This window comes from Shewanella spartinae, assembly GCF_019457555.1.
GTDB lineage: Bacteria > Pseudomonadota > Gammaproteobacteria > Enterobacterales > Shewanellaceae > Shewanella > Shewanella loihica.
In genome coordinates this window covers 693,309-719,522 of sequence record NZ_CP080418.1, presented here as the reverse complement: position 1 = coordinate 719,522, position 26,214 = coordinate 693,309, and the positions used below count along the sequence as shown (strand labels likewise).

General features: G+C 55.4%; 22 protein-coding genes. 19 read left to right on the top strand and 3 right to left on the bottom strand.

From position 1 onward, the window contains the following. Positions 1-18: 18 nt before the first annotated feature. From K0I31_RS03240 to K0I31_RS03210, 7 genes are all read left to right on the top strand, one after another. Positions 19-489, top strand: a complete 471-nt coding sequence (locus tag K0I31_RS03240) for a hypothetical protein (protein WP_220079879.1) — start codon at positions 19-21, stop codon at positions 487-489. Positions 490-626: 137 nt separating this feature from the next. Then, on the top strand, positions 627-1,322 hold the full coding sequence (locus K0I31_RS03235) for a hypothetical protein (RefSeq protein ID WP_220079878.1): 696 nt from the start codon (positions 627-629) through the stop codon (positions 1,320-1,322). 233 nt (positions 1,323-1,555) lie between these two features. After that, positions 1,556-1,957 (top strand): hypothetical protein, encoded by a 402-nt coding sequence (locus K0I31_RS03230; RefSeq protein ID WP_220079877.1) that lies wholly within the window; start codon positions 1,556-1,558, stop codon positions 1,955-1,957. Between the two features lie 97 nt (positions 1,958-2,054). Then, positions 2,055-3,461, top strand: a complete 1,407-nt coding sequence (locus K0I31_RS03225; RefSeq protein ID WP_220079876.1) for a hypothetical protein — start codon at positions 2,055-2,057, stop codon at positions 3,459-3,461. Positions 3,462-3,528: 67 nt separating this feature from the next. Further along, on the top strand, positions 3,529-4,974 hold the full coding sequence (locus K0I31_RS03220) for an OmpA family protein (RefSeq protein ID WP_220079875.1): 1,446 nt from the start codon (positions 3,529-3,531) through the stop codon (positions 4,972-4,974). 86 nt (positions 4,975-5,060) lie between these two features. Next, positions 5,061-6,227 carry a cell division protein ZapE gene (gene zapE, locus K0I31_RS03215; protein WP_220079874.1) on the top strand — a complete coding sequence of 389 codons (1,167 nt, stop codon included), beginning with the start codon at positions 5,061-5,063 and terminating at the stop codon, positions 6,225-6,227. A gap of 3 nt (positions 6,228-6,230) precedes the next feature. Then, positions 6,231-7,049 (top strand): ABC transporter permease, encoded by an 819-nt coding sequence (locus K0I31_RS03210; RefSeq protein WP_258406562.1) that lies wholly within the window; start codon positions 6,231-6,233, stop codon positions 7,047-7,049. Here K0I31_RS03210 and K0I31_RS03205 read toward each other — a convergent pair. Both K0I31_RS03205 and glnE read right to left on the bottom strand, forming a co-directional pair. Next, positions 7,046-7,819, bottom strand: coding sequence for a substrate-binding periplasmic protein (locus tag K0I31_RS03205; RefSeq protein ID WP_220079873.1), 774 nt, complete (start codon positions 7,817-7,819; stop codon positions 7,046-7,048). The genes K0I31_RS03210 and K0I31_RS03205 overlap by 4 nt on opposite strands. A 47-nt stretch (positions 7,820-7,866) precedes the next feature. After that, on the bottom strand, positions 7,867-10,737 hold the full coding sequence (gene glnE, locus K0I31_RS03200) for a bifunctional [glutamate--ammonia ligase]-adenylyl-L-tyrosine phosphorylase/[glutamate--ammonia-ligase] adenylyltransferase (protein ID WP_434086909.1): 2,871 nt from the start codon (positions 10,735-10,737) through the stop codon (positions 7,867-7,869). A 265-nt stretch (positions 10,738-11,002) separates the two neighbouring features. Here glnE and K0I31_RS03195 point away from each other — a divergent pair, with 265 nt between their 5' ends. The 8 genes from K0I31_RS03195 to K0I31_RS03160 all read left to right on the top strand — a co-directional run bounded on the left by K0I31_RS03195 (position 11,003) and on the right by K0I31_RS03160 (position 18,004). Beyond that, the gene (locus K0I31_RS03195; RefSeq protein ID WP_011864433.1) at positions 11,003-11,959 is read left to right on the top strand and encodes a hypothetical protein; all 957 of its coding nucleotides are present in this window, start codon (positions 11,003-11,005) and stop codon (positions 11,957-11,959) included. A gap of 11 nt (positions 11,960-11,970) precedes the next feature. Continuing rightward, a complete protein-coding gene (locus K0I31_RS03190) occupies positions 11,971-12,870 on the top strand; it encodes a DUF350 domain-containing protein (protein ID WP_220079872.1) in 900 nt (299 codons plus the stop codon). A 13-nt stretch (positions 12,871-12,883) separates the two neighbouring features. Next, positions 12,884-14,611 (top strand): polyamine aminopropyltransferase, encoded by a 1,728-nt coding sequence (locus K0I31_RS03185; RefSeq protein WP_220079871.1) that lies wholly within the window; start codon positions 12,884-12,886, stop codon positions 14,609-14,611. 89 nt (positions 14,612-14,700) lie between these two features. Beyond that, positions 14,701-15,114, top strand: coding sequence for a YjfI family protein (locus K0I31_RS03180; RefSeq protein ID WP_041508415.1), 414 nt, complete (start codon positions 14,701-14,703; stop codon positions 15,112-15,114). Positions 15,115-15,184: 70 nt separating this feature from the next. Beyond that, the gene (locus tag K0I31_RS03175) at positions 15,185-15,871 is read left to right on the top strand and encodes a PspA/IM30 family protein (protein WP_011864429.1); all 687 of its coding nucleotides are present in this window, start codon (positions 15,185-15,187) and stop codon (positions 15,869-15,871) included. Between the two features lie 211 nt (positions 15,872-16,082). Continuing rightward, positions 16,083-16,727 (top strand): DUF4178 domain-containing protein, encoded by a 645-nt coding sequence (locus K0I31_RS03170; RefSeq protein ID WP_220079870.1) that lies wholly within the window; start codon positions 16,083-16,085, stop codon positions 16,725-16,727. Between the two features lie 60 nt (positions 16,728-16,787). Next, positions 16,788-17,120: a hypothetical protein gene (locus K0I31_RS03165; RefSeq protein WP_220044206.1), complete on the top strand. Its 333-nt coding sequence runs from the start codon at positions 16,788-16,790 to the stop codon at positions 17,118-17,120. Between the two features lie 80 nt (positions 17,121-17,200). Next, positions 17,201-18,004: an ion transporter gene (locus tag K0I31_RS03160; RefSeq protein ID WP_220079869.1), complete on the top strand. Its 804-nt coding sequence runs from the start codon at positions 17,201-17,203 to the stop codon at positions 18,002-18,004. A 120-nt stretch (positions 18,005-18,124) separates the two neighbouring features. Here the strand turns inward: K0I31_RS03160 and K0I31_RS03155 are convergent, their stop codons facing one another. Continuing rightward, entirely contained in the window at positions 18,125-19,612 is a 1,488-nt protein-coding gene (locus K0I31_RS03155) for a CYTH domain-containing protein (protein ID WP_220079868.1), read from the bottom strand. A 253-nt stretch (positions 19,613-19,865) separates the two neighbouring features. On the opposite strand from K0I31_RS03155, the gene K0I31_RS03150 reads away from it, so the two are divergent. From K0I31_RS03150 to putA, 4 genes are all read left to right on the top strand, one after another. After that, positions 19,866-20,546: a TIGR00153 family protein gene (locus K0I31_RS03150; protein WP_011864424.1), complete on the top strand. Its 681-nt coding sequence runs from the start codon at positions 19,866-19,868 to the stop codon at positions 20,544-20,546. 24 nt (positions 20,547-20,570) lie between these two features. After that, complete coding sequence (locus tag K0I31_RS03145) at positions 20,571-21,839, top strand: inorganic phosphate transporter (protein ID WP_220079867.1); 1,269 nt, start codon at positions 20,571-20,573, stop codon at positions 21,837-21,839. Positions 21,840-22,095: 256 nt separating this feature from the next. Beyond that, the gene (locus K0I31_RS03140) at positions 22,096-22,644 is read left to right on the top strand and encodes a TIGR04211 family SH3 domain-containing protein (RefSeq protein ID WP_011864422.1); all 549 of its coding nucleotides are present in this window, start codon (positions 22,096-22,098) and stop codon (positions 22,642-22,644) included. A gap of 331 nt (positions 22,645-22,975) precedes the next feature. Further along, entirely contained in the window at positions 22,976-26,155 is a 3,180-nt protein-coding gene (putA, locus tag K0I31_RS03135; protein ID WP_220079866.1) for a bifunctional proline dehydrogenase/L-glutamate gamma-semialdehyde dehydrogenase PutA, read from the top strand. Positions 26,156-26,214: the final 59 nt, after the last annotated feature.

The window sequence follows — 26,214 nt, the reverse complement described above, 5'->3', positions numbered from 1 at the left end:
TAACAAGGAACTAACCAGATGAACAAACCATGGACGGCAATAGCATTATTTGGAACCATAGCCGGAACATTAGCGGGAACGCTAATATCAACCAACCTCCAGGCATCGACCGAGCAAAATTTCAGTGATGACCCCTTGGCTCAGCGCTGCATCAAGATGCTGGATATCTACGCCGCAGAGGACTTCGACGCCTATGTGGCAGAATTTCCCGAGCCCTGGCTAGGCATCTTCGGTGAAAAAACCTTGAGGAAACAGCTCGCCGATCGCCATGGTAAATATGTTAAAGAATACCAAGCTAAGCCTGACACCATAAAAATTAAGGCAATAACACCAGCCAAGGTTGCCAAAATAGAGCAAGAGAAGTTAGGTGCGCTAGAGGCCAAGGAGATCGACCTTTATATCGCCAGTGGCAAAGGCAACAGTAGCGCGACGGCTTGCAAGTACTTGCGAATAGGTGACAGCTGGTATTTCCGCTCGTTACGGCTATAGCCTTGAGTCAACAGCGATTATCTGAGATATTTTCAGCATCTTCTTGGGCAACTTGTTTGCCCTTTTTGATCTATTACGCGGCAATCAGAGCATTGATGCTCGACACAAATGCTAAGAAAAAGGGACTTTTCATCGAGATGAACTCACTCAATCACCTACTGGAAAACCTGAAATGGTTCGATACCGTCTTCTTGAGCCAATACCTAGGTCTCGACAAGCAGAGCGAGAAAAAGCTTCCCATCTCGTTTAACTTCTTTGCCCTGCCGCTTAAGAAAGAGTCCCTGCTCGCCACAAGTCTGCTCCCGTTCATTCTATTGACACTGTTCATGCCTTCTGTCGACCCCAGGTTCGATTTTTTGCGCTTCCCAATATTGACCGTAATAGGCCTGCTGGTTTACGCCATTTTCCGTAAACGCCAGGTTAAAACACACCTGGGGATAGAGGCCGATAGCCAGGCAAATCAGCAGATCATCATTAGCCAATCTGGCATCACCTTGCCCCCCTTTCTCACCAGCAACTCTGGGTCGTCGCAAAACATAAGCCGAGATGAGATAGCCCAGTTGCAGTTCGACTGGCACAGCTACCAAAACAGCAACCAGATAGAGTGTAAGCGCGCCCACAGGCTCGTCATCAAGCTAAAGCGAGGACAAAGCTATAGCTTATCCAGCATGGCCTATCCCCTCAGAAGCCTGCTCTATCTGGCCATCTTCTTCGATTACCCTATCGTCATGGAGGAAAGCACGCCACCCAAGGAGCGACTGGGTAGCTTTCTCCTCGTCCTGGGTGCAAGCGTCTTGCTGCTGAGTCTATGGATGATTTTCATCTGCCCTTAACCTGAGGTTGAAAGGGCATAAGCAGAGATCCGAGAAATATTTTTCGCCGATAAAACCGCCAAAATACACCCGAAAGAATAATGTTTCCGGCCGATATTTTGCGATAGGATCGCTACGAATAAACCTAAAGGCTTATTTTAAGTGGTTGTGAATAAAGCATATTGAGAGGCATTTCATCCTCAAAACCATTCAACCACTCAGGACTATTTCTTCCCATATAAAGGACTATATCAATGAAAATTGCTTCACTCTCTGCCCTGACCCTAGCCCTGTTATTGACCGCCTGCGCCTCAGATCCAGGCCCGCGCATGGCACTGGAAAAGACGGTCGAAGTCGATGGCACAGTGCTTAAATTTAACGGCAGCTACCACGACAAGAAGAACATCTTGATCCTTAGCATCAACGGCGATCCTATCATGCAGGGCCGATTCCCCCCTTACACCCCAACCCAAAACCTTAAGGCCAACTACAAAGACTTTGCCGTTAAAAGCCACTGCTACTTCGGGTCTGTGCTGGGTAAGCAAGGCGGTGCCTTCGGCGCCATCGCGGGTATAGTGCAATCCTCTAAGAGCAGCACCGCAGATAAGTGCGAACTCTATGTCAACGAAAAGCTAGTAGACAACCTCTACTTCTAAAGTTAATCGCCATGGCATAGGCAGGAGCGTCTATGCCATGGCGGCTCAATCGCAAGATTGACGCCCCTCAACGCTCGCCATCTGATAAGGCTAAGTCGTGTTATTTGATCAAGACCTTAGGATCCCCCAAAGCATCTCCAATTTCAGCAGCAAGGTGCTGCGCGCACTGGCGCTGACCTCGGCGCTTAGCTTAGTATCGATTAGCGGCCTAGCCTCTGCCGATACCGGCACAGGAACAGGCACAGACACCGACAAAGTAACCGACAGAGATGCCATCAAACAGTTTCAACTCCAAACGACGCCACTGACCGAGCGTGCCCGTCAGCTGAGTCGCAGACACAGAGAGCAGATGGAGACTTTCTCTAACAAGCTTGACCAATACCAAGATGCTAGGCCACTACTGCAAGATGCCTTAATCGGTGAGATGGCGCTCACCGCGAACAAGATGTTAACCCTGACCAATGAGTATCTGCCTCGCTATCGCGCCTTCCTCACCCGAATCGACAAAAACTCCAGCTGTTATCAACCCAAGCGACTCGAACAATTTCAGCAGACCAGAGACGAGGTACAAGACTATCTCAACCAACTGCAAAGCCTGACTCAGACCCAGGAGCAGGGGGAGGCTTACGCGGCGCTGATGGCGATAAATATCGGCCAGAGCCGCGCGGCCGTGCTGGTCAACCTTCTGGAAACCAGCAAGCTTTGCTATGTTACCCAGGCCATGCCGGCGGTTGCCCAGGATATCTTATTGCTCGAAGGGCTGATGGCCGAACGGCTCCCCGATATAGTAGAAGCGGCCAATCTGTCGGCATCCGAGCCTGAAGGTCTAGAGCATTCAGAATCTCGCCTTAACGAAATTAGTTCGGCCGAATCAAGCATTAACGCACCAGATCTTAACGGGACTGATATTGAAAGCGCGGATGCTAGCCGCCCCGATGATAATGCAGCAGTTCCAAGCACTTCTGACTCAAAATCTGCCGACAGTGACAAGCTTAGCCAGCAAGACAAGGCGCTCGATGCATGTATCAAGCAACAGGTCTCGCAACTGGGGCTGACATCGGCACAGGCGCTCACTGTATTGAGCTGCCACCTATCCAGCGACTCGGTCAGCCTAAAAGCCCTGAGCAAGCTGTCTAACCTGGAGATGCTGAGCCTACAGGGCGGCGTGCTGGCTGACCTGTCGGCGCTGGCTGGCCTTAGCCATCTCAGTCTGCTGAGCATAGAGCAGAGTCAAATCACCAACTTTGGCGATCTCAAGGCGCTTAAGGGCAACCTCAGCTTCAGCGAGGTCGATAGCCAAGACTGGCAGGCACTGGCAAACGCTCAGGCCGAGTCGATCGCCATAATGTCGCCGACGCGCTGCGACGCCTTAAAACCATTAGCAAATCAGCCAAATGTTGCCTTGCTCTACAAAGGCCTATCGCCACAGGCCATGGCCGACCTGATGCAACGTCAGGCATCTATGCAGGGGCCTACCATAATGACCGATTGCCCCGCGCCTTAGCTGGTGCAAGCAATATGACCAAGCAGATATTGATAAAACGACTTTCAGAAACTTAAAGAGAATTAAGATGAAACCCCAAACTCTCGCCTGCACACTCGCCTTATGTGGCGGCTTAGGCCTTAGCAGCCTGGCACTGGCCAATGACCTCCCCTTTCAGCCCCTGCCAGAAGGTAAACTTTATAAGCAAGAAGATCGCCACTACACTCCCTTCGACTTGGTGATTGGCGTCGACAAGAACACTTATCAGACGCAGACGGTTGCCGGTCAGCTGAAACGGGTCTATTACAAGTTGCCAAGCAGCTATCTGGCCTCCCACGCCATCAACAACTATAAGGCACAAATAGAGAAGCTCGGCGGCACAATACTGTTCGAGTGTCAGGAGAAGGCCTGCGGCGATGATCTCAAACTCTCAAAACAGATAGCGCCGCTCAGCGACATCCCCAAGAAGACACCCGCACTGCTAACCACCAAGCTCACGCTTGCCAAGAAACAGCTCTACCTCTCTGTCTATGGCGCTAATTGGCACAACGGCGCCGGCCTGCAGCTGGATATCGTCGAGGTGATTGACGAGCCTCTGGATCTGCTTACCACCAACCAGGCCTACCTGACAAGCAAGGTCAGCCAGAGCGAATTTAAGGACAGAGGCAACAAGGATACCCAAGGCTCGAAGGACCACCCTATGATCGCCAGGCTGCCCGGCGCCTTCATCCAAAAATATCAGCAGCAGGGCTATGCCCAGACCTTGGTATTTGACGGTGTCGAACAGGGCCAGCACAAGATTAAGACATTAGAGGGTAAGGTCACCGACATCGGCTATAAACTCCCAAGGGGCTACTCGGAGTATGAGGTCGACGCTAACTATAAGGCGGCGCTGGAAAAGCTGGGGTTTGTCCGGGGCTTTCACTGCCAGGGCTTAGCCTGTGGTAAGACAGATCTCATCGAACGTCGCATCAAGACCCTGATCAGCATAGGTTTCGATGAAAACCAATATTACAGCCTGTATCGACTCGATCGCCCCGAGGGCGCTGTGCACGCCATGGTCTTTATCACAGGTTATCATGGCGGCCTGTGGAGCGAGATAAAGGTGGTAGAAGAGACCAAACTCGTCGACGACAGAGTGGTCATCGATCTCGAGGGGCTCAAGGATAAGATAGCCCAACAGGGCCACGTGGCGCTGGATGGCCTGCTGTTCAAGTTCGACAGCGATCAGATGCTGCCCGAGGCAGACGAAGTGATCACCACCCTAGCCACCTACCTCAAGAGCCATCCCAAGCAGCACTTCTATGTGGTGGGTCACACGGATGACCAAGGCAAACAGGGCTACAACAAGGGGCTGTCGGAGCAGCGAGCCAAGGCGGTGGTCGCCACCCTCACCCAATCTCATGGCATCAACAAGGCTCAGCTCAGCCCCATGGGCGTGGGCGAATATGTGCCTGTAGCCAACAACCTGGATGAGGCGGGCAGACAGCGTAATCGTCGCGTGGAACTGGTACTGCGCTCAGACATGCAATAGTCCATCAAAACGGCGCCCCCTGTGGGCGCTGTTTAATTCATAACATCTTGATATAATGACCGTCCGCTCACTACCTGGGTCATCTCATGTCGCGCTCTCCCCTCCAAGGTTTTCAACATCAACTCACCCAGGAGAACTTTGTCGACGACCCGGCTCAGCAGCAGGCCATATTGCACCTGGAAGCCCTCTATCAGGCCTTGCAAGCAACGCCTTCTGGCGCTCAAAAGCCAGGCACTCTACATCCAAGTAATCAGGCGCCGACTAAGGGGCTCTATTTATGGGGCGACGTCGGTCGCGGCAAGACAATGCTGATGGATATCTTCTGTCAAAGCCTACCCGATGGGATGGCCCTCAGGCTGCATTTTCATCGCTTCATGGAGCGGGCTCATAATGAGCTCAAGGCCGAGAGCGGCAAACGCGATCCCCTAAGGCGCATCGCCGGCAGACTTGCTCAGAGTTATCGGGTGATCTGCTTCGATGAGTTCTTCGTCAGCGACATAGGCGACGCCATGATACTGTCCGGCCTGTTCGAGGCCCTGTTTGATCACGGGATCACCCTGGTCGCCACCTCCAATACCCCCATAGAGCGCCTCTATGAGAATGGGCTGGCAAGAGACAGATTTCTGCCCTGCATCGCCCTGTTAGAAGCCCACACGGATGCCCTGCACCTGGATGGCGGCATGGACCATCGCCTGCGCCACCTCGACAAGGTACAGACCTATTTTTGGCAAGATGAGGGGGAGTTTGCCAGGCGTTTCGATGCCCTGGAACCTGGTGGTGGCAGCGACACACCGCTGACCATCTTAGGCAGGGAAATTAGCGTTATTCGCCGCGGCACCTCAACCCTCTGGCTCGACTTCGACGCCCTGTGCGGCGGCCCACGCTCACAGCTCGACTATATCGCCATCGCCAGCCAGTTCGATACCCTGCTCCTGAGCCAGGTACCACCCCTTGGGGGCACGCCGCGCAGCTGGATCCGCGCCAGGGGTACAGAAGATGGCGCCGCCGCTGTGGCCGCGGGGGATCGCCAGCTCAACTACGCGCCCAACGATGATCCCGCCCGGCGCTTCATCGCCCTGGTGGACGAGCTCTACGATCAAGGGGTCAAACTTTACCTAGAGGCCAGTCTGCCGCTTGAGCAGCTCTACACCCCGGGCGCCCTGGCCTTCGAGTTCAGACGCACCATGAGTCGCCTCATTGAGATGCAGTCGCGCCAATACCTAAACGCAAACCGCTCCGCGGGCGAGGCCTAAACCATGGCAAACCAGATGCAGGCGAGTCTGGATATCGGCTGGCTAGCGCTTGCGCTCTTCATGCTGGTGCTGCTTGTGCCCCTGGGGATAGGCAGGCTGTTTAACCTAAAACTGGGTGGCGAGATGCTGCTGGCCGCCGCACGCATGACGGCGCAGCTACTGCTAGTCGGCTTCTACCTCAAGTTTCTCTTTAGCCTGGAGAGTCTCTGGGTCAATCTGCTCTGGCTGAGTGTCATGCTGCTTGTGGGCACCAGCGCCATCTTGGGAGGTGCCCGACTACCTAAGGCCAGGTTAATGCTGCCACTGCTCTTTAGTCTTAGCGTCAGCCTGTTGCCCCTGCTGGCACTGCTGTTACTAGCGCTGCTGCAACCCTCACCAGTCTATCAGGCTCAGTACATGATCCCTCTGGCGGGCATGCTACTGGGTAACAGCCTCTCGGGGAATATTCTGGCGCTACAGCGTCTGTTTAACGCCTTCGAGGAGAAACAGGAGGACTATCAGGGGCGACTCGCCCTGGGCGCAACACCCTGGCAGGCGGCCTTTCCCTTCATACAAGGCGCGCTGCAACAGGCCCTCGCGCCCAGTATCGCCGCCATGAGCACCATGGGACTGGTGACCCTGCCCGGCATGATGACGGGACAGATCCTCGGCGGCAGCGATCCCTTAGTCGCAGTGAAATATCAGGTGGTGATCATGCTGGCAATCATGGTGATGCTGAGTATGAGCGTCGCCAGCGCCCTCAGTCTGGCGGTACGCCAATGCCTGAATCACAGCGGTAAGCTACTGATAAAACGCGTCGAATCGATCAAGAACTCATACTAACGATACTTGGCTAGAATGTTCTCGTATTGGGTCTTGCCGTTGGCCTCTATGGTGGCCTTCACCTTATCTATCCCCTGCTGCAGGTGACGACGCAGCTCGGGATCGCTATCCCGGCTGAAGGCGTAATAAAGTTCGCTCACCTTGAGGGTAAAGACCACCTCAAACTCGTCGGTGTCAATCCCCTCCTGTTTCATCAGGTAACGACCCACCACCTCCTCATAGGCCCAGAGATCGACCCGCTCACGCCTGAGCATGTGCACCAGAGAAGTGGCCTCATGGGCGCGGCGCAACTGCTCTCGGGCGATACCGGCCGCCAGCAAGGCCTGCTCGCCGATATCCTGGGCGATCACCCCTATGCTGTATTGATTGAGCTGCTCCACATCCGTGATATGAATGACGCGATCGGCGCGGGCGAAGATCACGACACGGGTCGCCGAGATGGGGCCGACCCAGTCGAATAGCGGCTCGCGATAGGGAGTACGGGTGGTGGAGAAGAGCACGGTATTCTTGCCGGTGCGGGTCAGCTTATAGCCCCTGGCCCAGGGCACCAGCTGTATGCTGTGAATGTCGAAACGACCGTCGACCCTGCGGGCCGCCGCGGCCAGCAGATCCACGGCGATCCCCTTTAGCTGATGGGATTCACGGTAATTATAGGGCGGGTAGGATTCGGTGTAATAGCTGAGCTGCGATAGCTTGTTCAGGGCCAATAGCTCGCCATTGCAGCTAAAAAATGCCACAACAGAGAGGATCAACGCCCGACATATAGCCACATGCCCACCCTATCAGTCACCGACCTAATTTGAGTGTAGCAGAAAGGCTATTGGCCGCTATTGAGCACCTGTTCGTAGATGGCCAGCACCCGCTGCACATGAAGATCAACACTCTCCTGAGGCAGCTGTCCCGGCGCCTGTTGCAACGTTAGTCTATGGCTCTCGTCGCGCAGGTAGCAATAGGCCTGGGTCAGGTGTTGGGCGCTCAGGTGAGGCAAAAGCTCCAGCTCAGACAGCACTTCGAAGATGCGCACATTATCGGACCAGATCGCCAGCTCTGGATGGTCATGGGTGTTGGCCAGCACCAGATACTGGGCGATAAATTCGATGTCGGCGATCCCGCCTGGGCTCTGTTTGAGATCGAAGCAGCCCTCATCGACCTTAAGCAGATGAGTGCGCATCTTCTGGCGCATCTCACGCACCTCCTTAGCCAGCTCAGCCTTGTCCCGCTCCATGGCGAGCACGTCGGCCCTCAGCTCGCTGAAGCGGGCGGCCAGGCGATTATCGCCAAACAGGAAGCGTGCCCGCACCAACGCCTGATGCTCCCAGGTCCAGGCTTCTTCGCGCTGATAGCTACCGAAATATTCGATCTCACTCACCAAGAGTCCAGAGGCGCCCGAGGGGCGCAGACGCATATCCACCTCGTAGAGTTCTCCTGAGGTGGTGCGGGTGGAGAAGAGGTGCAAGATCCGCTGGGCCAGCTTGAGATAGAAATGGCCAATGTCGATCGGGCGATCGCCGTTGGTCTGCTGCGCTTCGGGGTACTTGTCGCGGGTATAGTTGTGCAGAAAAACCAGGTCCAGATCTGAGCCGTAACCCAGCTCCAGGCCCCCCGCCTTGCCGTAGCCTATCACCGCAAAGCCCATCTCTTCAGGCGCCAGATAAGGCGGCGTTCCGTGACGCTTGCTCACCTGCTGCCAGGCCTGCAGCACCACCTGCTCTATGATCGCCTCGGCGAGGAAGGTCAGATGGTCACTCACCTGCATCACAGGCAGCACGCCGGTCACATCGGCGGCGGCGATCTTCAGCTGCTGCGACAACTTAAACTGACGCAGAGCCTCCATCTGCTGCTCCATATCCTCCTCGGGCACCCGCAGCAGGTATTGGCGCAGCTCGCTGGGGTAGTCATCGAGCGAGGTAGTGTCATAGAGCTGAGCGGGGTCGATCAACTCGTCCAGCAGCATAGGGAACTTGGCCAGTTGCTCACCAATCCAGGGGCTGGCCATACACAGGCTCACCAACTGCTGGCGGGCACCTGGATTCTCAAACAGCAGCTCGAGGTAAGTGGTACGGGTGAGGATCTGATCCAGCACCTTACTCACCGGCAGAAAAGCCTTGGTGGGCGTCGGCAGCTGAATAAACTCCTGCAGCAGCCAGGGCATTAATTTATCGAGTGTTTCTCGGCCGCGCGGGCCTATGGTACGTTTAGCGACTGTGCCACGCCAGTTCTTCAGGGCGGGCCAGAGTTCACTCTCCTCGACGCCATGCTCCCTGAGCAGGGCCTCGGCGTCTTCATCCTCAACCAGACTCCACAGCTGGGCGGTCCACTGCTCGGCCACCTCGTCGCTCTCCTGACCGCCCACCGTCTCCTTGAAGTAGCGATGGATCTTGGCCATCGCCGATTCGATATGGGTGCGCAGCTCGGCCTCCCCCGCCATGCCCAAGGCAAAGCAGAGACGCTGCCAATCCAGCAGGTGTTGCGGCAGGGTCTGGGTCTGTTGATCGCCTATGGCCTGCAGCAGGTTTTCCACTCGGCGCAGCATGAGATAGCTCTGCTTGAGCTCATCCACCGCCAGGTATTCCAACTGCCCCAGCTTATAGAGGGTGTCTATGGCGCCAAATAGGCTCTGCTGACGCAGCGCCGGCTCACGTCCGCCACGGATCAGCTGAAAGCTCTGCACCACGAACTCGACCTCGCGGATGCCACCGGCCCCCAGCTTGATGTTGTCGGTCAGGCGACGGCGTCTCACCTCCTGGGTGATCAACTGCTTCATCTTGCGCAGGGATTCGATGGCCGAGAAATCGATATAGCGGCGATAGACGAAGGGACGCAGCATGTCGTGCAGCTCGTCGCTGTAGGCGCTCCAGGGGCCCAGGGCACGAGCCTTGACCATGGCGTAGCGCTCCCAGTCCCTGCCCTGCTCCTGATAATAGTCTTCAAGGCCGCTGAAGCTAACCACCAGCGGGCCACTCTCGCCGTAGGGGCGCAGGCGCATGTCGACCCGGTAGACGAAGCCATCGACCGTCACCTGATTGAGCAGGTTAACCAGACGCTGTCCCATGCGAATAAAGAACTGCTGGTTGTCCTGACTGCGACGACCACCTTGAGTCTCGCCATGTTCGGGGAAGGTAAAGATAAGGTCGATATCGGAAGAGAAGTTGAGCTCGCGGCCACCCAGCTTGCCCATACCCAAGATCATCAAGGGCTGAGGATTGCCCTCGCTGTCGCAAGGGGTGCCATACTGCTGGCACATCTGGCCATAGAGCCAGTCGCGGGCGGCGATGATCAGTGCCTCGGCCAGGGCCGAGAGATCCAGCAGGGAGTCGTTCAGCTCGGCATAACCTAAGAAATCTCGCCAGGCGAGACGCACCATCTGACGGTTACGGTAGCGGCGCAGTATCGCCTTGACCTGCTCCTCGTCGTTGGCGCCTGCCAGAATGGAGTGCAGCTCACTACTGAAACTGTCGCGGGCCAGCATACTCAGTTGCCCCTCGAACAGAGAGACTATCCAGTTGGGGTGGCGACACAGCTGCTCGGCGACAAAGTCGCTGAGACCGAAGATGGTTTTCAGCTCTTTGGTCTGCTCCGGGGTGAGCTGTTCGGAGATATCCGGCCAGGCCTCGGCGAGGCGTTGCCAATGCTGCTCGGCAACCTGATTGACTTCATGGGGTAACGCTTGCTCGCTCATGTTTTCCATCGCCAGAAAAATCCTTCAGCCTTAAACGGTCGACATATTATGTCATCAATGCTATAGATAAGCTGTTAATGCAACCAAGCGGTAATCATCTTGGCATAAAATTGTCACCCAAATTACTCATCCATATTATCAGGGGGAGTAAAGATGGCTTTTTATCCTGCACTACAGGTTACTATAACCCAGCTTATCGCTATATTATGCAAAGAAGTCGCAGACTGATCACTCATTTATCGGTCTCAATCTCAACTAAATTTATGGAGAAAACATGGCAGTGATGCTAATGCGTGTTCTCGCGCTGACCCTGGTCTTCGCCCTGGCGGGATGCGGCGACGACAGGCCAGAGAAGATCGCCAAGTTTCAACAGCTGGCCCAGGCCAGGGTCGACACCCTAGGCCAGATGCTGGATAACGGCGAGGTGCGCAACGCCAACCTACTCAAGCAGTATGCCGATATCCTCGCATCAACCAAGCCAGACGTCGCCCCCCTACTACAGGAGCTGTCTAAAGACGCCAGCAGCCAGGGCCCCATGTATGCCTCGCTCAAGCGGCGTCTACAGGAGCTGGGCAACGAGAGCAATTTCGTCGATCTCGACCAGCAGCTCGACGAGGCGGAAAACCTCTACCAGGCGGCCGATCCCAGCCTGTATAACGACATGCTGTCTGACCCGGTGAACGTGGTCGCCGACATGTCAGGTGGCGCCCTCGCCAGGGTAAATGCCATCAGCCGTGAGGCGGATATTCTCGCCAACGGCGGCGAAGACTTTGGCGCAGGCAGCCAACTTGTGGGCAACCCGGCCTACGGCAGTTGGCAGACTGGCAGCAACGGCATGTCCTTCTGGGCCTGGTATGGCATGTATTCCATGTTCTCCAACCTGGTACGCGGCCCCATCTACTACGACAGATGGTCGAGTCGCCGCAACTACAGCTACTACAACGATGTGGGCCGCTATCGCTACACCTCGCCCAAACAGGCTCGCACCCAGAACCAAACCTTCGAGCGCACCAAGAAGCAGTTCAACCGTCAGGGTAAGCAATTTGACAGCCCCTACGCCAAGTCTCGCTCTGGCTCCACCAGCCTGTCGCGTCAAAGCGCCTCGACGCCTAAGGCCAGCACCACAGGACGGGCAACTGGCGGCAGCAAGTTCCGCTCAAACTACTCTAAGAACAGTAACTTCAGAAACTCTAGCAGTCGTACGACGCGCAGTGTTCGTCGGGGCAAATAAAGGATATTAAGATGACATTTTTTCAACACTACGGTCTGACCCAGGAACTGGCGATCATCTTAGCCATAGATCTGACTATCGCCATCGTCTTGCTCACGGCCATGCGTTACCTGCAGGGCTGGACCGTTAAGGTCAACAGCACCCATGAGTTGTCCGAGCGGGACAACTTCGCCTTCGGCATCAGCACAGCTGGTGCCGTGGCGGGCCTGGGTATCGTACTTACCGGCGCCATCACAGGTGAGGCGGCCCAGTCTTATCTCGTCGAGGCCATCGGCATGAGCGCCTACGGCATCTTCGGCCTGATTCTGATCAAACTCGGCCGCTTCCTGCACGACAAGGTGGCGTTGAACGAGATAGATAAGAACGCCATGATCTTAAAGGGCAATATCTCTGTTGCCATAGTAGATGCCACAGCCGCCATCGCCACCGCCATCATCATACGTTCCGTACTGCTTTGGGCCGAAGATCTGACCCTGGACACCTTTATCGCCATCTTCAGCGCCTTTGCCATCTCACAGCTGATGTTGGTGCTGCTGACCCGTCTGCGTGAGCGCAGCTATGCCAAGCGCCACAACGACAGCTCGATGCAAGAGGCCCTGGCCAAAGGGCATATCGCGGTGGCGATTCGTCACTGCGGCTATATGCTCGCCATGGCACTGAGCTTCAACGCCGCCAGCCACTTCATCGTCTTCATGCCGACCGCCTATGTCACCAACATACTCGGCTGGCTGATCTTCTCGGTGATCATGCTGCTCGCCCTCTCACTGCTACTGGCCCTGGTGAAGAAACTGGTACTGGCCAATATCAACCTGAAAGCAGAGGTCGAAGAGCAGCACAACATAGGTATCGCCACCGTCGAGCTGGCCATCAGCGTGGCCATCGCCCTGATCCTCACCAGCCTGATGGCCTAAGACACTACCCTTAATGCAATCGACAAACACCACAACGCCTGCTCCTGCAGGCGTTAAATCATTAAGCTGGCTCGACGATCTCCTGCTGCTGGGGATCATGGCGGTACTGGCCGCCTGTGGCCTCATCTACGAATATCTGCTGTCCCACTATGCGGGGCGGATCCTCGGGGCCCTGGAAGCCGCCATCTACACTATGATCGGCCTGATGATCGTCTCCATGGGCGTCGGCGCCTTCGCCGCGCGTAAGATCCGCTGCGCCTTCACCGGCTTCGCCATGCTGGAGCTGTGCGTCGCCCTCTGCGGCGCCCTGGCGATTCTGATCACCGCCGCCGTTATCGGCTTTGGCCAGCAGTTGCCCATCATCATCGCCAGTACCATAGGCTTGCCGCCGGATCAGCTACCCCAGGGCGGCTTTATCGGCACGCTGCAGAAGCTGAGCGAATACCTGCCCTACGCCTGGGGCGTATTGCTTGGCCTGATGATCGGCATGGAAATTCCCCTGATCGCCAGGGTACGTCAGTCCCTTTGTGACGAGCACCTGATGCATAACGCCGGCACCATCTATGGCGCCGACTATATAGGTGCCGGCGTCGGCGCAGCCATCTGGGTGATCTTCATGCTGGCGCTGGATATCCAGCTGGCCGCGGCGCTCACCGCCAGCTTCAACCTGCTGGCGGGTTTCCTGTTTATCTGGCGTTTCTGGTCCAAGATCCGCTTTAACCGACTGTTGTTGGCAGGCCATCTGCTCGCCACAGGTATTTTGCTGGTACTGGCCATTCATGGCCCCAAGTGGGATCAGGCCTTCAACAACCTGCTCTACAAGGACAAGGTGGTCTATGCCAAGGCGACCCGTTTTCAGCAGCTTACCTTTACCGAGCGTCTGCGGGGCAATCACCTGGCGCCTGTCTACTCTCTGTATATCAATGGCCGGCTGCAGTTCTCCAGCCAGGATGAGCATATCTATCACGCCTTCCTGGTACATCCAACCATGGCCGCCAGTGCCCGTCACGATAAGGTGTTGATCATTGGCGGCGGCGACGGTCTGGGCCTGAGGCAGGTGCTCAAGTGGCAGCCCAAGCAGGTCACCCTGATGGATCTGGATGCGGATCTCGTGAGGCTGTTCAAGGAAGGCGACCCAGAGATGCCACAGCGGCTTGCCGATGCGATGCTAGCGCTTAATGGCGACGCCTTTAACGATGCGCGGGTCGAGCTGCTGATAGACGATGCCTTTAACGGCGCCGACAAGCTGATCAGACGCGGCGAGAAGTTTGACGCCATAATCGTGGATCTGCCGGATCCCAGCCATCCGGATCTCAACAAGCTCTATTCGGATCTCTTCTATCGCAAGCTCAAGGAGCTGCTGAGCAGCGACGGGGCGATCTCGGTGCAGTCGACCTCCCCCTATCACGCCGCCAAGGCCTTCATCTCGGTCGGCAAGACGCTGCAAGCAGCGGGCTTTCAGGTAGAGCAGTATCACCATAACGTGCCCAGTTTCGGCGAGTGGGGCTGGAGCATAGGCACCCTAAGGGGCCAAAACGCCAAGCAGCGGCTGTCGAGTATGACAGAGTTGCCGGTCGATGACCCTTGGCTCACGCCAGGGCTTATCAGGGCCGCATTTGAATTTCCTAAAAATTATTATGAACATGCAGACCAGGTGAAGGTCAACGATATAGGCTCAATGCATCTGTATCGCTACCATCAGCGCGCCTGGTCAGAGGATGAAAACCTGACGCTCGACTGACGGTAAAATGGAACACAAAAATAGCGCTTGACATATTATGTCGCAGTGCTATCTTTAATCGCAGACATAATATGTCAAAGAGGATAAATATGAACATTCACAACATTGCCAACCACCTCAATGCACTTGGCGACAACAGCCACACCGGCTTTCAATTCGATTGTTATCCCATAGATGGTGACGTCGAAGTACTGCAAGTCAACGTTGTGGGACGCGAAGAGATCCCTGTGTTTGTATCGGTAACGGACAACCAAATCCTGTGCATCAGCTACCTGTGGGGCGAAGACGAAGTTAAGCAAGAACGTCGCAGCGAGATGTTTGAAACCATGCTCGAACTCAACATCCCTATGCCACTGTCCTCCTTCGCTAAGGTCGACGACAAGTATGTGGTCTATGGAGCCCTGTCTGTGCAATCGAGCATGTTAGAGATAGAGCAAGAGCTGTCAGTCCTGTCCGACAACTGTCTGGAAGTGATCGACGAGCTGGCCGATTTCTTAAAGTAACCGCTAACCAATTTAGTCATGTGATGGTTTACGCATAAGGCGACGCCATTACCCCAAGAGGAGTCATATTATGGGCATACTGAACAAGATCCTCACCGCATTTCGCGGTGGCGCCACCGAAGTTGGCCAGAGTATCGTCGACGCCAACTCGACACGTATCTTCGAACAAGAGATCCGTGACGCAGAGAAACACCTGACCAAAGCCAAGCGCGAGCTGACCGACGTCATGGCCAAAGAGATGCAAGCCAGCCGCGAAGTGGATCGCCTAAAGCGCGCCATCGCAGAGCACGAAGGCTATGCGACTCAGGCGCTGGAGAAAGAAAACGAAGCCTTGGCCCTGGAAGTGGCCGAGAAGATCGCTCAGCTTGAGCAAGAGCTTTCTGAACACCAGAGCGCCAATGACAGCTTCAGCGCCCACGCCGCCCGTCTGAAAGACCTGGTGCGCAAGACAGAGCGCCAGCTGGCCGACTACCAACGTCAGCTCAGCATGGTCAAGACCACGGAAAGCGTGCAGAAGGCCACGGCGACCATTACCGATTCCTTCGCCAGCAGCAACTCTAAACTGCTGAACGCCAAGGATTCGTTGGAACGCATCAAGGCGCGTCAGCAACAGTTCGACGACCGTCTCAAGGCCGCCGAAACTCTGGCCGACGAGAACAGCGACAAGTCGCTACAGGCCAAGCTGGCCGAAGCAGGTATCGGCGAGCAGAAGTCCAATGCCAACGCGGTACTGGATCGCCTCAAGGCACGTAAGTAAGTCATAGGCGACTAGCGAAATCAAAGCACCTTGCGGCCCAGCCCAAGGTGCTTTTGTGCCAATCACGGTAAGCGTTCTGCAATGGCGCAGGAAAACGCTTGCTAACAAGGCAGGATTTTTCGATAAGCAATTATCGAAGGTTTTAACAAACCAGCATGAGCAGTGATTTACTAGGATTGGTATCAACCATTATTCTTCTCGAGGGTAGTTCATGGGATTCTTAAAAGGATTGTTTGGTAAGAAAGAGGCGCCCAAACGCCAACTCAACCATCCTAATCATTTGCAAAAAGGCGATATTATCAGCCTGGATGACAGCTTCGCCCTGCCAGAGCAACTGCGAGGCCAACAGCTGAGAGTCGAAGGGATCAACACCTACGAATACCAGCGCAAACAGCTCTGCGAATGGGTGCTCAAGGGCCACGGCAACGACAGCCTCTGCCTCTCATTGGATGAAGACGATGAGACCTATTTGGCCTTCTCCATCAAGATCCCCCGCAGCCAGGTGGAGCAGCTGTTCGATCTCGACGCCTTCAGCGAGATCTTCGAAGAGGATACGCACGCCGAGCTTGAGGTCAAAGAGACCCCTGCCGCCCTCATGGGGTGGCTGGGTGAGCGCTATCATCAGGTAAACTTCGCCCAGTTTGGCTATTTCCACCGCGTCGATTATCGCGGCATGCGTCCGCCTCAAGATGAGGGGATGAGTTCAGGCGAGCCATTCGAGAGCTATCTGCTGCTGGATGAAGAGGAAAACCACGCCGTCGAGGTCGAGGTATATGAAGGGGGCGACACAGATGTCAGCCTCACTATTTACCGTCCCCTGAGCGATATTCGCCAATATTGGCCGGGACAGCTATAAACAACACAGGGCGGTCTTGCCGCCCACTTTGCAAGATTCACAGCACCTTAAGGCAAGCTAATGACCAAGAATAAGAAGCTGCTTCCCGAACAGTGGCAGCAGAATCAGAAAGCCGCCAAGGCCACCCAGGTTGCCTTCGATCTGGACGAGAAGTTTCAATACTCTATCCGCAAGGCCGCGCTAGATGCCGGTGTCAGCCCCTCGGATCAGATCCGCAGCATTCTAGGGCTGGCCACCACCAAGCGGCCCAAGCGTCCGCGTCTCACCGTCTCCCTCAGCCCGGAAGATTATCAACTGCTGGCGGAGAAATATGGCCTGGCCGCCGATGAACAACTGGAAATAAAACGCCGCGTATTGGATGACCTGGTTCATTTTGTCGACAAAAACGAATAAGATCATGGGCTGATCACAAATCAAGGGCGACTCACAGGGAAATTCGGCTTGAGCGCCGCCGCCAAAAAGGAATCGATATCATGATCGATAGAAAGCGCTGGCTTCTGCCCATCAACCAGAACCCCACTCCCTTCGAGCTGGCGATGATGCTGCTCTCCCTGCTGTCAGTCATCGTGGTGCTCATGTTGACCTTCGCCAAGCTGGATGGCGAGACCCGTCGCCTACTCTTCTTCATCGACACCAGCATCTGCGTCATCTTCATCAGCTATTTCTTTATCAACCTGTTTCGCGCCGAAGATAAGCGTGACTACTTCAGGCACCACTGGATCGACCTGGTGGCCAGTATCCCCGCCATCGAGGCCTTGAGGCTGGCCCGTTTCTTCCAGATTTTGCGGGTGATCCGCCTGATCCGCATGACCCGCTCTATTCTTATCCCCCTGATGCGCCAGCGTCAGGAGACCACCCTCGCCAGCCTGTTGGTGGCCATGGTGACCATACTCACCCTGGCCTCGGTGATGATCCTCCTGGTGGAGAGCGGCGAACCCAACGCCAATATCAACACAGCAGAAAACGCCATCTGGTGGGCGCTGGTGACCATCTCTACCGTGGGCTATGGCGACTATTATCCTGTCACCACAGTGGGTCACTTCATCGGCGGCCTGGTGATCATCTGTGGCGTGAGCTTCTTCGGGGTGATCTCGGGTTACATGGCGTCCATCTTCATCGCCCCCGACAGCAAGCAGCGACAGGAGGCCCAGAGCCAACAGATGCGTGATGAGTTAGAGATGGTACTGCAGCGAATGGAGAAGAATCAGGAGACCCTGCTGGCGGAGATAGCAACCCTCAAGCACCAGCTGGATGAGAAGAAAGAGGCTAAAGACTGACTCGGCGCCTAGGCGCCGAGTCAGGGTGCGAATGTGAGTTTGAGTGGAAGTGTGTAAGTATTAGCGCATAAGCCGAGCGCACTAACACCTTAACCCCCTGCCCACTAACCGCTAAAAGCCTTAACGCCAATAAGGCTGCACCTTGAGGGCCGAGCGGCGCGAATGCTCCATGGCAAACAGCAGGCTCTGCTCCTTGCTATCGAGCCAGTCACCGATATCCCGCCCCTGCGTGGCGGCGGTTTGCCTCAGACTGTGATAGGCTCCTAGGGTGCGTATGCCTAATACCAGGTCCTGCCAAGGGGCGCGGAACTGATCCCGCGACTTATGCTTATACAGCTCACCGTAGGCGACACCGACCAGGATGCTCTCATCCAGCGCCTTGGCGAAAGATTGATAATCTTCGCTGCTCAGCTCGGCATTGGAAGGCATTAAATCGACAATCTGCTGCCAAGAAGCTTCCTGTAGCCGATCGGCGAAGGCCTGCAGGCTCTGCTGCTCGCTGATATATACCTGCCCGGCATTCACCGCCATCAAGAGGCTCACCAGACGCACCTGCAACTGACCATAGGTCACATGGTTAAGCATGGCGTCTATCTTTTGCGGCATCTCCAGGGCGGCCAGCTCATGGCGCACCGCATCAAGCAAGCCTTCGGGCTCACTCAGGTTACTCAGCAGGGCACCGTCGCCGTCCAGCAGCTCACACAGACTCAGCCCCTTGTCGACGAAGCTCAGCTGCGACTCTATGGCATCGAAGGCCTGCAGCAACTTGTCATCCAGCAGAGAAAACTGCGCCAGGGTGCAACGCAGCAGGCGAATGCAGGCGCGCAGACGATAGCCCAGCAACGGCAGCTGACGCGCCGCCTGACGGGAGTCCAGCAGCATCTCTTCCAGCAGCTGCCAGCGATCAAGACCGGTTTCCAGCAGGGTCACCAGGGCCTGTTTCGGAGTGCCCTTCTTTGGCAAGGCGATAAAGGCCAGGGTATCGAGCTGCAGGGGACTGGCCATGGCCGCCAGGCGATAGCCGCGCTGGGCCTTGCTGGCGCGCCCAAGCCGCGCCGGGATCTGCTCTGTTACCCGCTCGGCCAGCGCCAATAGCGCCTGGGCATCGCCGGCCAGCAACTCAAATTCCAGCTCACAGATAGGCTCGCACTGGCCATTGGCGCTGATGCTGCCGATATCCAGCGCCACCTCCACCAGGCTCTCATCGAGATAGATATGCCAGCTCATGCGGGTAAAGTCTGTGTCAAACAGCGAGACCAGCGCATCCTGCACCGGGCCGATTTCGGCGCCCTCTGGCCAGATCTCAGTGGGGAAAAGCGACAAATTGACCTTTGCTTGATCGATATCAATATTGTACTCGGGGCGGGAGTGCACCCCACCTACCACAGTGCCGGCGGTCTTGATCGTCTGCTCAAATTGACCGTCTCGGCCACGAATACGCAGTCCCATGTCCCAGCGTCTGAGCTGAAGATCTGGGGTATCGTAGTAACTGTTGGTCAGATGAATCGCGCCTTTTGCATCGCTATGGGGTAGACTGTTAAGCAGTGATACCAAGGCTTCGCGTTTGTTTTCGGGGAAAAATAGTTTTAGCTCTATCTCAGCTTCCATTCGCCAGCTGCTCACTTTTTTAATCTAGGACTCGGAACTGTAATGAATGTGTCATTATACTTTAATGAAAATTTCACAATGTCATATTAATGTCATAATCGGCCATTAGTATCTCGCATTGCAGTTTATATATAACTCGTTAGAATAAAAACTGTGGGTTTTTATATAAAAACACAGTTTCAATACGCGGACGCTTGGGTTAACATGCGCCCGCATTTTCCAACAGTGGAATAACCTAAATAGGTACACGGCAATGCCAGTAAACTCTATTTTGGGCGTGTTTGCAAAATCGCCAATTAAACCATTACAAGATCATATCGACAAGGTGCACGATTGTGCCTCGATCCTTGTACCATTTTTTGACGCTACTGTCGCAGGTGACTGGGACAAAGCGGTTCAACTCCGTAAACAAATCAGCCAATCAGAACGTGAAGCAGACGAACTCAAGCGTGAGATCCGCTTAACGCTTCCCGGCGGCCTGTTTATGCCAGTTGAAAGAACTGACTTACTGGAGCTACTTACCCAGCAAGATAAAATCGCCAACAAGGCGAAAGACATTTCAGGTCGCGTTATCGGCCGTCAGCTACTTGTCCCAGAAGCAATTCAAGATACCTTTAATGCCTACCTGGCACGCTGTCTCGATGCAGTGGCTCAGGCTAAGCAAGCCATTAACGAACTCGACGACCTGCTAGAAACAGGTTTCAGAGGCCGTGAGGTCGATCTTGTCGCTAAAATGATCGTGGAACTCGACAAAATTGAAGAGGACACCGACGATCTACAAATCAAAATCCGTCGTCAGTTGTTTAGCATCGAGAATCAGCTAAACCCTGTGGATGTGATGTTCCTCTATAAGATAATTGAGTGGGTTGGAGACTTGGCAGACCTTGCCGAGCGTGTCGGTTCCCGCCTAGAGCTAATGTTAGCTCGCGTCTAAAAACAAAGTTATCAAGGTATCAACATGGTTGATGTATTAATCACCAATGGCCCGTGGCTAATTGCCATTGCGGCTGCATTTGGATTTTTAATGGCGTGGGGTATTGGCGCAAACGATGTCGCTAATGCTATGGGAACCTCAGTAGGTTCAAACGCGATCACCATTAAACAAGCGATCATCATCGCGATGATCTTCGAATTTGCCGGGGCGTACCTCGCAGGCGGTGAAGTGACCAGCACGATCCGTAAAGGGATCATAGATTCGGCCTATTTTGTCGACTCGCCTGAGCTGCTGGTATACGGCATGATCTCGGCGCTACTGGCTGCCGGAATCTGGTTGGTTGTCGCGTCAGCCCTGGGCTGGCCGGTATCGACCACTCACTCTATCGTTGGCGCTATCGTAGGTTTCGCCGCCGTGGGTGTGAGCGCCGATTCTGTTGCCTGGAGCAAGGTATTGGGTATCGTGGGGTCATGGATCATCACCCCGGCGATCTCTGGCTTTATCGCCTTTACCATCTTCCAAAGCGTACAGAAGCTGATCTTCAACACCGACAACCCGCTGGAAAACGCCAAGCGTTACGTGCCTTTCTACATGGCACTGGCCGGTTTCGTCATGTCGCTGGTGACCATCAAGAAGGGTCTGAAGCACGTAGGTCTGCACTTCACCAACGTCGAAGCCTACTCACTGGCTGTCGTTATCGCGATCCTGGTAGGTATTGGCGGTATGATTGCCATCAGACGTCTTAAGATGAGCCAGAGCGCCGATCGTCAGACGCAGTTTGGTAACGTGGAGAAGGTATTCGCTATTCTGATGGTTGTGACCGCTTGTTGTATGGCGTTCGCCCACGGTTCTAACGATGTCGCCAACGCTATTGGCCCTCTGGCCGCCGTGGTATCCGTGGTAAATAGCGGTGGCGAGATCGCCAGCAAGGCCGAATTAGTATGGTGGATCCTACCACTGGGAGCCTTCGGTATCGTCATGGGTCTGGCTATCTTCGGTAAGCGCGTGATGCAGACTATCGGTAAGAACATCACTCACCTGACACCTAGCCGTGGTTTTGCCGCCGAGTTGGCTGCAGCCTCTACCGTGGTTATCGCCTCGGGTACGGGTCTGCCTATCTCGACCACTCAGACACTGGTTGGTGCCGTGTTGGGTGTTGGTATGGCGCGTGGTATCGCCGCCATCAACATCGGCGTGGTACGTAACATCGTGGTCTCTTGGGTAGTCACACTGCCTGCGGGCGCGGGTCTGTCGATCATCTTCTTCTTCATGATCAAGGGGATCTTTAGCTAAGCTAAGCCCTATTCATGAGAGAATTAAAAGGAAGCCTAAGGGCTTCCTTTTTTGTTTCCATTTACCCTGACTTTTAGCCATGCGGTTTGGGCTTATCTTTTCTGTGCAACTTGTTTGCCAAACTGGGCAGCTACAAAGATTAATTCCTGGTAACACTTCCCATGTTGCACTTGCAAATAGGTGGCTAAATCCCTAGCATGTGCCAATATTTCGCTGAAGAGAACTCAAAGTGTTAAGACTCCTATCTATTCTCGCCATGATGCTAATATCATCGACCCTGATGGCGGCAGAGCAGACCCGTTATATCTCAGATAACGTCTACACCTTCATTCACGGTGGTCCTGGCACCCAATACCGTATTCTGGGCAGCGTCGAAGCCGGTCAACCGGTCACCTACCTGGGAGAGATGCAAAACGACTACGCCAAGGTCGTCGACCACAAGGGCCGCGAAGGCTGGGTCGACAGCAAGATGTTGGACTCTGGCAAGAGCTTCCGAGTGCAGCTGCCAGAAGTTCAGGCCGAACTCGACAGAGTCAAGGCCGAGCTTGAGAACATCACCAACGAGAGCGACAGCAGCACTCAGGTGATCCGCCAGCTACGTTCACAACTGGCCAATGCCGAAGAAGCCCTGGCCAAGGCCTCGAGCGAGCGCGACAGCGCCACCCGCGAGCTGACCAAGCTGAAAAACGACGAGCGCTTCGAGCTGATGAAGCAAGGCGGCATGATTGCCGGTATCGGCGTATTGATCGGTGTAATTCTGGTCTACTTACCGCGTCCACGTCGTCGCCAGAAGAACCGTTGGTAATCATCTAGGCATTACCGCGAACGAGCATAATGAGCCAGGGCTGAGTCCCTGGCTTTTTTTATGGCTATTTTAGCCATAAAACACCCTGAATTTTATTCATAGCACGCTGCCACACCCCCCATAAACAGTGGCCTTAGCCGCCTTCTGGCCGGACGAGATCAAACAAAGGTCACATTCACCCACACAAGAGTGTCCCTCGTCACATTTTGGAGGTATAATCGGCGCGCAAATGGCGCCAGATTGTATACAAAAATAATACTAAACGCCTGAAAACTTACCTTTTGTTCAAGCCAAAACTGTCCCTATTTAGGTCCAGGTGGAAGTGATTACTATGTTCAAAGCAAGTGAAGTTCTGACTGGTCGTTACGACTCAGCTACCCTAGATGAGCTATTTACAGCGATCACCAACAACTATATTGTCGACGAAGAGCAGTACCTCTCTGAACTGATTAAGCTTGTTCCCTCGAGCGACGACGAGATTCAACGTATTACCAAGCGTGCCCATGACCTGGTGCACAAGGTGCGTCAATACGACAAGAAAGGACTCATGGTCGGTATCGACGCCTTCCTACAACAGTACAGCCTGGAGACCCAAGAGGGGATCATCCTCATGTGTCTGGCCGAGGCTCTGCTGCGTATCCCTGATGCGGCCACCGCCGACGCCCTGATCGACGACAAACTCTCGGGCGCCAAGTGGGATGAGCACCTGAGCAAGAGTGACTCTACCCTGGTTAACGCCTCTACCTGGGGCCTGATGCTCACGGGTAAGATCATCTCCCTGGACAAGAGCATAGACGGCAAGCCAAGCAGCCTGCTGAATCGTCTGGTCAACCGCCTGGGTGAGCCTGTGATCCGCCAAGCCATGCTGGCGGCGATGAAGATCATGGGTAAGCAGTTCGTGCTCGGCCGCACGGTCCAAGAGGCGCTGAAGAACAGCACTGACAAGCGCAAGCTGGGCTACACCCACAGCTACGACATGCTGGGCGAAGCCGCCCTGACCATGAAAGACGCGCAGAAGTACTACCAAGATTACTCCAATGCCATCGCGGCACTGGGCGCCCAGCAATATGATGAGAGCGAGGCGCCACGCCCGACCATCTCTATCAAGCTATCGGCGCTGCACCCTCGCTATGAGGTGGCCAACGAAGACAGAACCATGACAGAGCTGTATGACACGCTCGTCAAGCTAGTGTCTCAGGCGCGCAGCCTCAACGTGGGCGTCTCTATCGATGCCGAAGAGGTTGACCGTCTCGAGCTGTCACTGAAACTCTTCCAGAAGCTGTATAACTCAGACGCTGCCAAGGGCTGGGGCCTGCTGGGTCTCGTGGTACAAGCTTACTCTAAGCGCGCGCTCCCCGTATTGTGCTGGATCACCCGTCTGGCCAAAGATCAGGGCGATGAGATCCCTGTACGCCTGGTGAAAGGCGCCTACTGGGATAGCGAGCTGAAATGGGCTCAGGTCGCCGGCGAAGGCGGATACCCGCTGTTTACCCGCAAGGCAGGTACCGACGTCTCTTACCTGGCCTGTGCTCGCTACCTGCTGTCTGACGCCACCCGCGGCGCCATCTACCCGCAGTTTGCCAGCCACAACGCCCAGACAGTGGCCGCCATCACCGACATGGCCGGCGATCGTCTGTATGAGTTCCAGCGTCTACACGGCATGGGCGAAGAGCTGTACGACACCCTACTGGCCGAGAGCGGCGTAAGCACGGTTCGTATCTACGCCCCTGTGGGTGCCCACAAAGATCTGCTGCCTTACCTGGTGCGTCGCCTGCTGGAAAACGGCGCCAACACCTCGTTCGTACATAAGCTGGTCGACCCTAAGACACCGATCGAATCTTTGGTTGTCCACCCATTGACGACCCTACAAAGCTATAAAACCCTAGCCAACAATAAAATCGTTCAGCCGATCGACATCTTCGGCGCCGAGCGTAAAAACTCCAAGGGAATCAACATGAACATCATCTCAGAATCTGAGCCTTTCTTCGCCGCGCTGGACAAGTTCAAAGACCAGCAGTGGTCTGCCGGCCCTATCGTCAATGGCGAAACCCTCAGCGGTGAAACCATTGAGGTGAAGAGCCCGTACGACACCACACAGATCGTCGGCAAGGTTGCCTTCGCCAACAATCAGGCGATCGAGCAGGCTCTGGCCAGCGCCCACAACGCCTTCGGCAGCTGGTGCTCAACCCCGGTTGAAGTACGTGCCAACGCGCTACAGAAGCTGGCGGATCTGCTTGAAGAGAACCGCGAAGAGCTGATCGCCCTCTGTACCCGTGAAGCGGGTAAGAGTATTCAAGACGGCATCGACGAAGTGCGCGAAGCGGTCGACTTCTGTCGCTACTACGCGGTACAAGCCAAGAAGATGATGGGCAAACCTGAACTACTGCCTGGCCCAACGGGTGAGCTGAACGAGCTATTCCTGCAAGGCCGCGGCGTATTCGTCTGTATCAGCCCGTGGAACTTCCCACTGGCGATCTTCCTAGGTCAGGTCACCGCAGCCCTGGCGGCGGGTAACACTGTGGTTGCTAAGCCTGCCGAGCAGACCTCTATCGTAGGTTACCGCGCAGTGCAGCTGGCCCATGAAGCCGGTATTCCGAAGGAAGCCCTGCAGTTCCTACCAGGTACGGGTGCAACCGTTGGCGCGACCATCACGGCCGATGAGCGTATCGGCGGCGTCTGCTTTACCGGCTCTACCGTGACCGCTAAGCGCATCAACCTGACACTGGCCCAGCGTGACGGCGCCATCATCCCGCTGATCGCCGAGACAGGTGGTCAGAACGCCATGGTGGTGGACTCGACTTCACAGCCAGAACAGGTGGTTAACGACGTGGTTTCCTCTTCGTTCACCAGCGCCGGTCAGCGTTGTTCGGCCCTGCGCGTGCTCTATCTACAGGAAGATATCGCCGATCGCGTGATCGACGTGATGAAGGGCGCCATGGACGAGCTGACCATAGGCAACCCAGGTTCGGTGAAGACGGATGTCGGCCCGGTTATCGACGCCACCGCCAAGGCGAACCTCAACGCCCATATAGACCATATCAAGCAGGTGGGTCGTCTGATCAACCAGCTGGAGCTGCCAGCAGGTACCGAGAATGGTCACTTCGTGGCGCCGACTGCGGTAGAGATCGACTCTATCAAGGTGCTGGAGAAGGAGCACTTCGGTCCTATCCTGCACGTGATCCGCTACAAGGCAGCCGACCTGCCTAAGGTGATCGACGACATCAACTCAACCGGTTTCGGTTTGACCCTGGGCATCCACAGCCGCAACGAGGGCCATGCCCTGGAAGTGGCCGACAAGGTCAACGTGGGTAACGTCTACATCAACCGTAACCAGATCGGCGCCGTGGTTGGCGTGCAGCCATTCGGCGGCCAAGGCCTGTCGGGCACGGGTCCTAAGGCGGGTGGTCCACACTACCTGACCCGTTTCGTCACCGAGAAGACCCGCACCAACAACATCACCGCCATCGGCGGTAACGCCACCCTGCTTTCTCTGGGTGACAGCGAGGAGTAATCTCGCTCGCTAAGCGCTTTAGTTAAGCGCTCTCGTTAAGTGACAAACAAAAAAGCCAG

What these genes read in the sequence shown, in the direction of transcription:
- K0I31_RS03190 (WP_220079872.1), top strand. Translation starts at nt 11,971, where the DNA reads ATGACATTTTTTCAACACTACGGTCTGACCCAGGAACTGGCGATCATC.
- K0I31_RS03155 (WP_220079868.1), bottom strand. Translation starts at nt 19,612, where the DNA reads ATGGAAGCTGAGATAGAGCTAAAACTATTTTTCCCCGAAAACAAACGC.
- K0I31_RS03220 (WP_220079875.1), top strand. Translation starts at nt 3,529, where the DNA reads ATGAAACCCCAAACTCTCGCCTGCACACTCGCCTTATGTGGCGGCTTA.
- K0I31_RS03160 (WP_220079869.1), top strand. Translation starts at nt 17,201, where the DNA reads ATGATCGATAGAAAGCGCTGGCTTCTGCCCATCAACCAGAACCCCACT.
- K0I31_RS03185 (WP_220079871.1), top strand. Translation starts at nt 12,884, where the DNA reads ATGCAATCGACAAACACCACAACGCCTGCTCCTGCAGGCGTTAAATCA.
- K0I31_RS03145 (WP_220079867.1), top strand. Translation starts at nt 20,571, where the DNA reads ATGGTTGATGTATTAATCACCAATGGCCCGTGGCTAATTGCCATTGCG.
- glnE (WP_434086909.1), bottom strand. Translation starts at nt 10,737, where the DNA reads ATGGAAAACATGAGCGAGCAAGCGTTACCCCATGAAGTCAATCAGGTT.
- K0I31_RS03230 (WP_220079877.1), top strand. Translation starts at nt 1,556, where the DNA reads ATGAAAATTGCTTCACTCTCTGCCCTGACCCTAGCCCTGTTATTGACC.
- K0I31_RS03140 (WP_011864422.1), top strand. Translation starts at nt 22,096, where the DNA reads ATGATGCTAATATCATCGACCCTGATGGCGGCAGAGCAGACCCGTTAT.
- putA (WP_220079866.1), top strand. Translation starts at nt 22,976, where the DNA reads ATGTTCAAAGCAAGTGAAGTTCTGACTGGTCGTTACGACTCAGCTACC.
- K0I31_RS03235 (WP_220079878.1), top strand. Translation starts at nt 627, where the DNA reads ATGAACTCACTCAATCACCTACTGGAAAACCTGAAATGGTTCGATACC.
- K0I31_RS03240 (WP_220079879.1), top strand. Translation starts at nt 19, where the DNA reads ATGAACAAACCATGGACGGCAATAGCATTATTTGGAACCATAGCCGGA.
- K0I31_RS03165 (WP_220044206.1), top strand. Translation starts at nt 16,788, where the DNA reads ATGACCAAGAATAAGAAGCTGCTTCCCGAACAGTGGCAGCAGAATCAG.
- zapE (WP_220079874.1), top strand. Translation starts at nt 5,061, where the DNA reads ATGTCGCGCTCTCCCCTCCAAGGTTTTCAACATCAACTCACCCAGGAG.
- K0I31_RS03150 (WP_011864424.1), top strand. Translation starts at nt 19,866, where the DNA reads ATGCCAGTAAACTCTATTTTGGGCGTGTTTGCAAAATCGCCAATTAAA.
- K0I31_RS03175 (WP_011864429.1), top strand. Translation starts at nt 15,185, where the DNA reads ATGGGCATACTGAACAAGATCCTCACCGCATTTCGCGGTGGCGCCACC.
- K0I31_RS03180 (WP_041508415.1), top strand. Translation starts at nt 14,701, where the DNA reads ATGAACATTCACAACATTGCCAACCACCTCAATGCACTTGGCGACAAC.
- K0I31_RS03170 (WP_220079870.1), top strand. Translation starts at nt 16,083, where the DNA reads ATGGGATTCTTAAAAGGATTGTTTGGTAAGAAAGAGGCGCCCAAACGC.
- K0I31_RS03210 (WP_258406562.1), top strand. Translation starts at nt 6,231, where the DNA reads ATGGCAAACCAGATGCAGGCGAGTCTGGATATCGGCTGGCTAGCGCTT.
- K0I31_RS03195 (WP_011864433.1), top strand. Translation starts at nt 11,003, where the DNA reads ATGGCAGTGATGCTAATGCGTGTTCTCGCGCTGACCCTGGTCTTCGCC.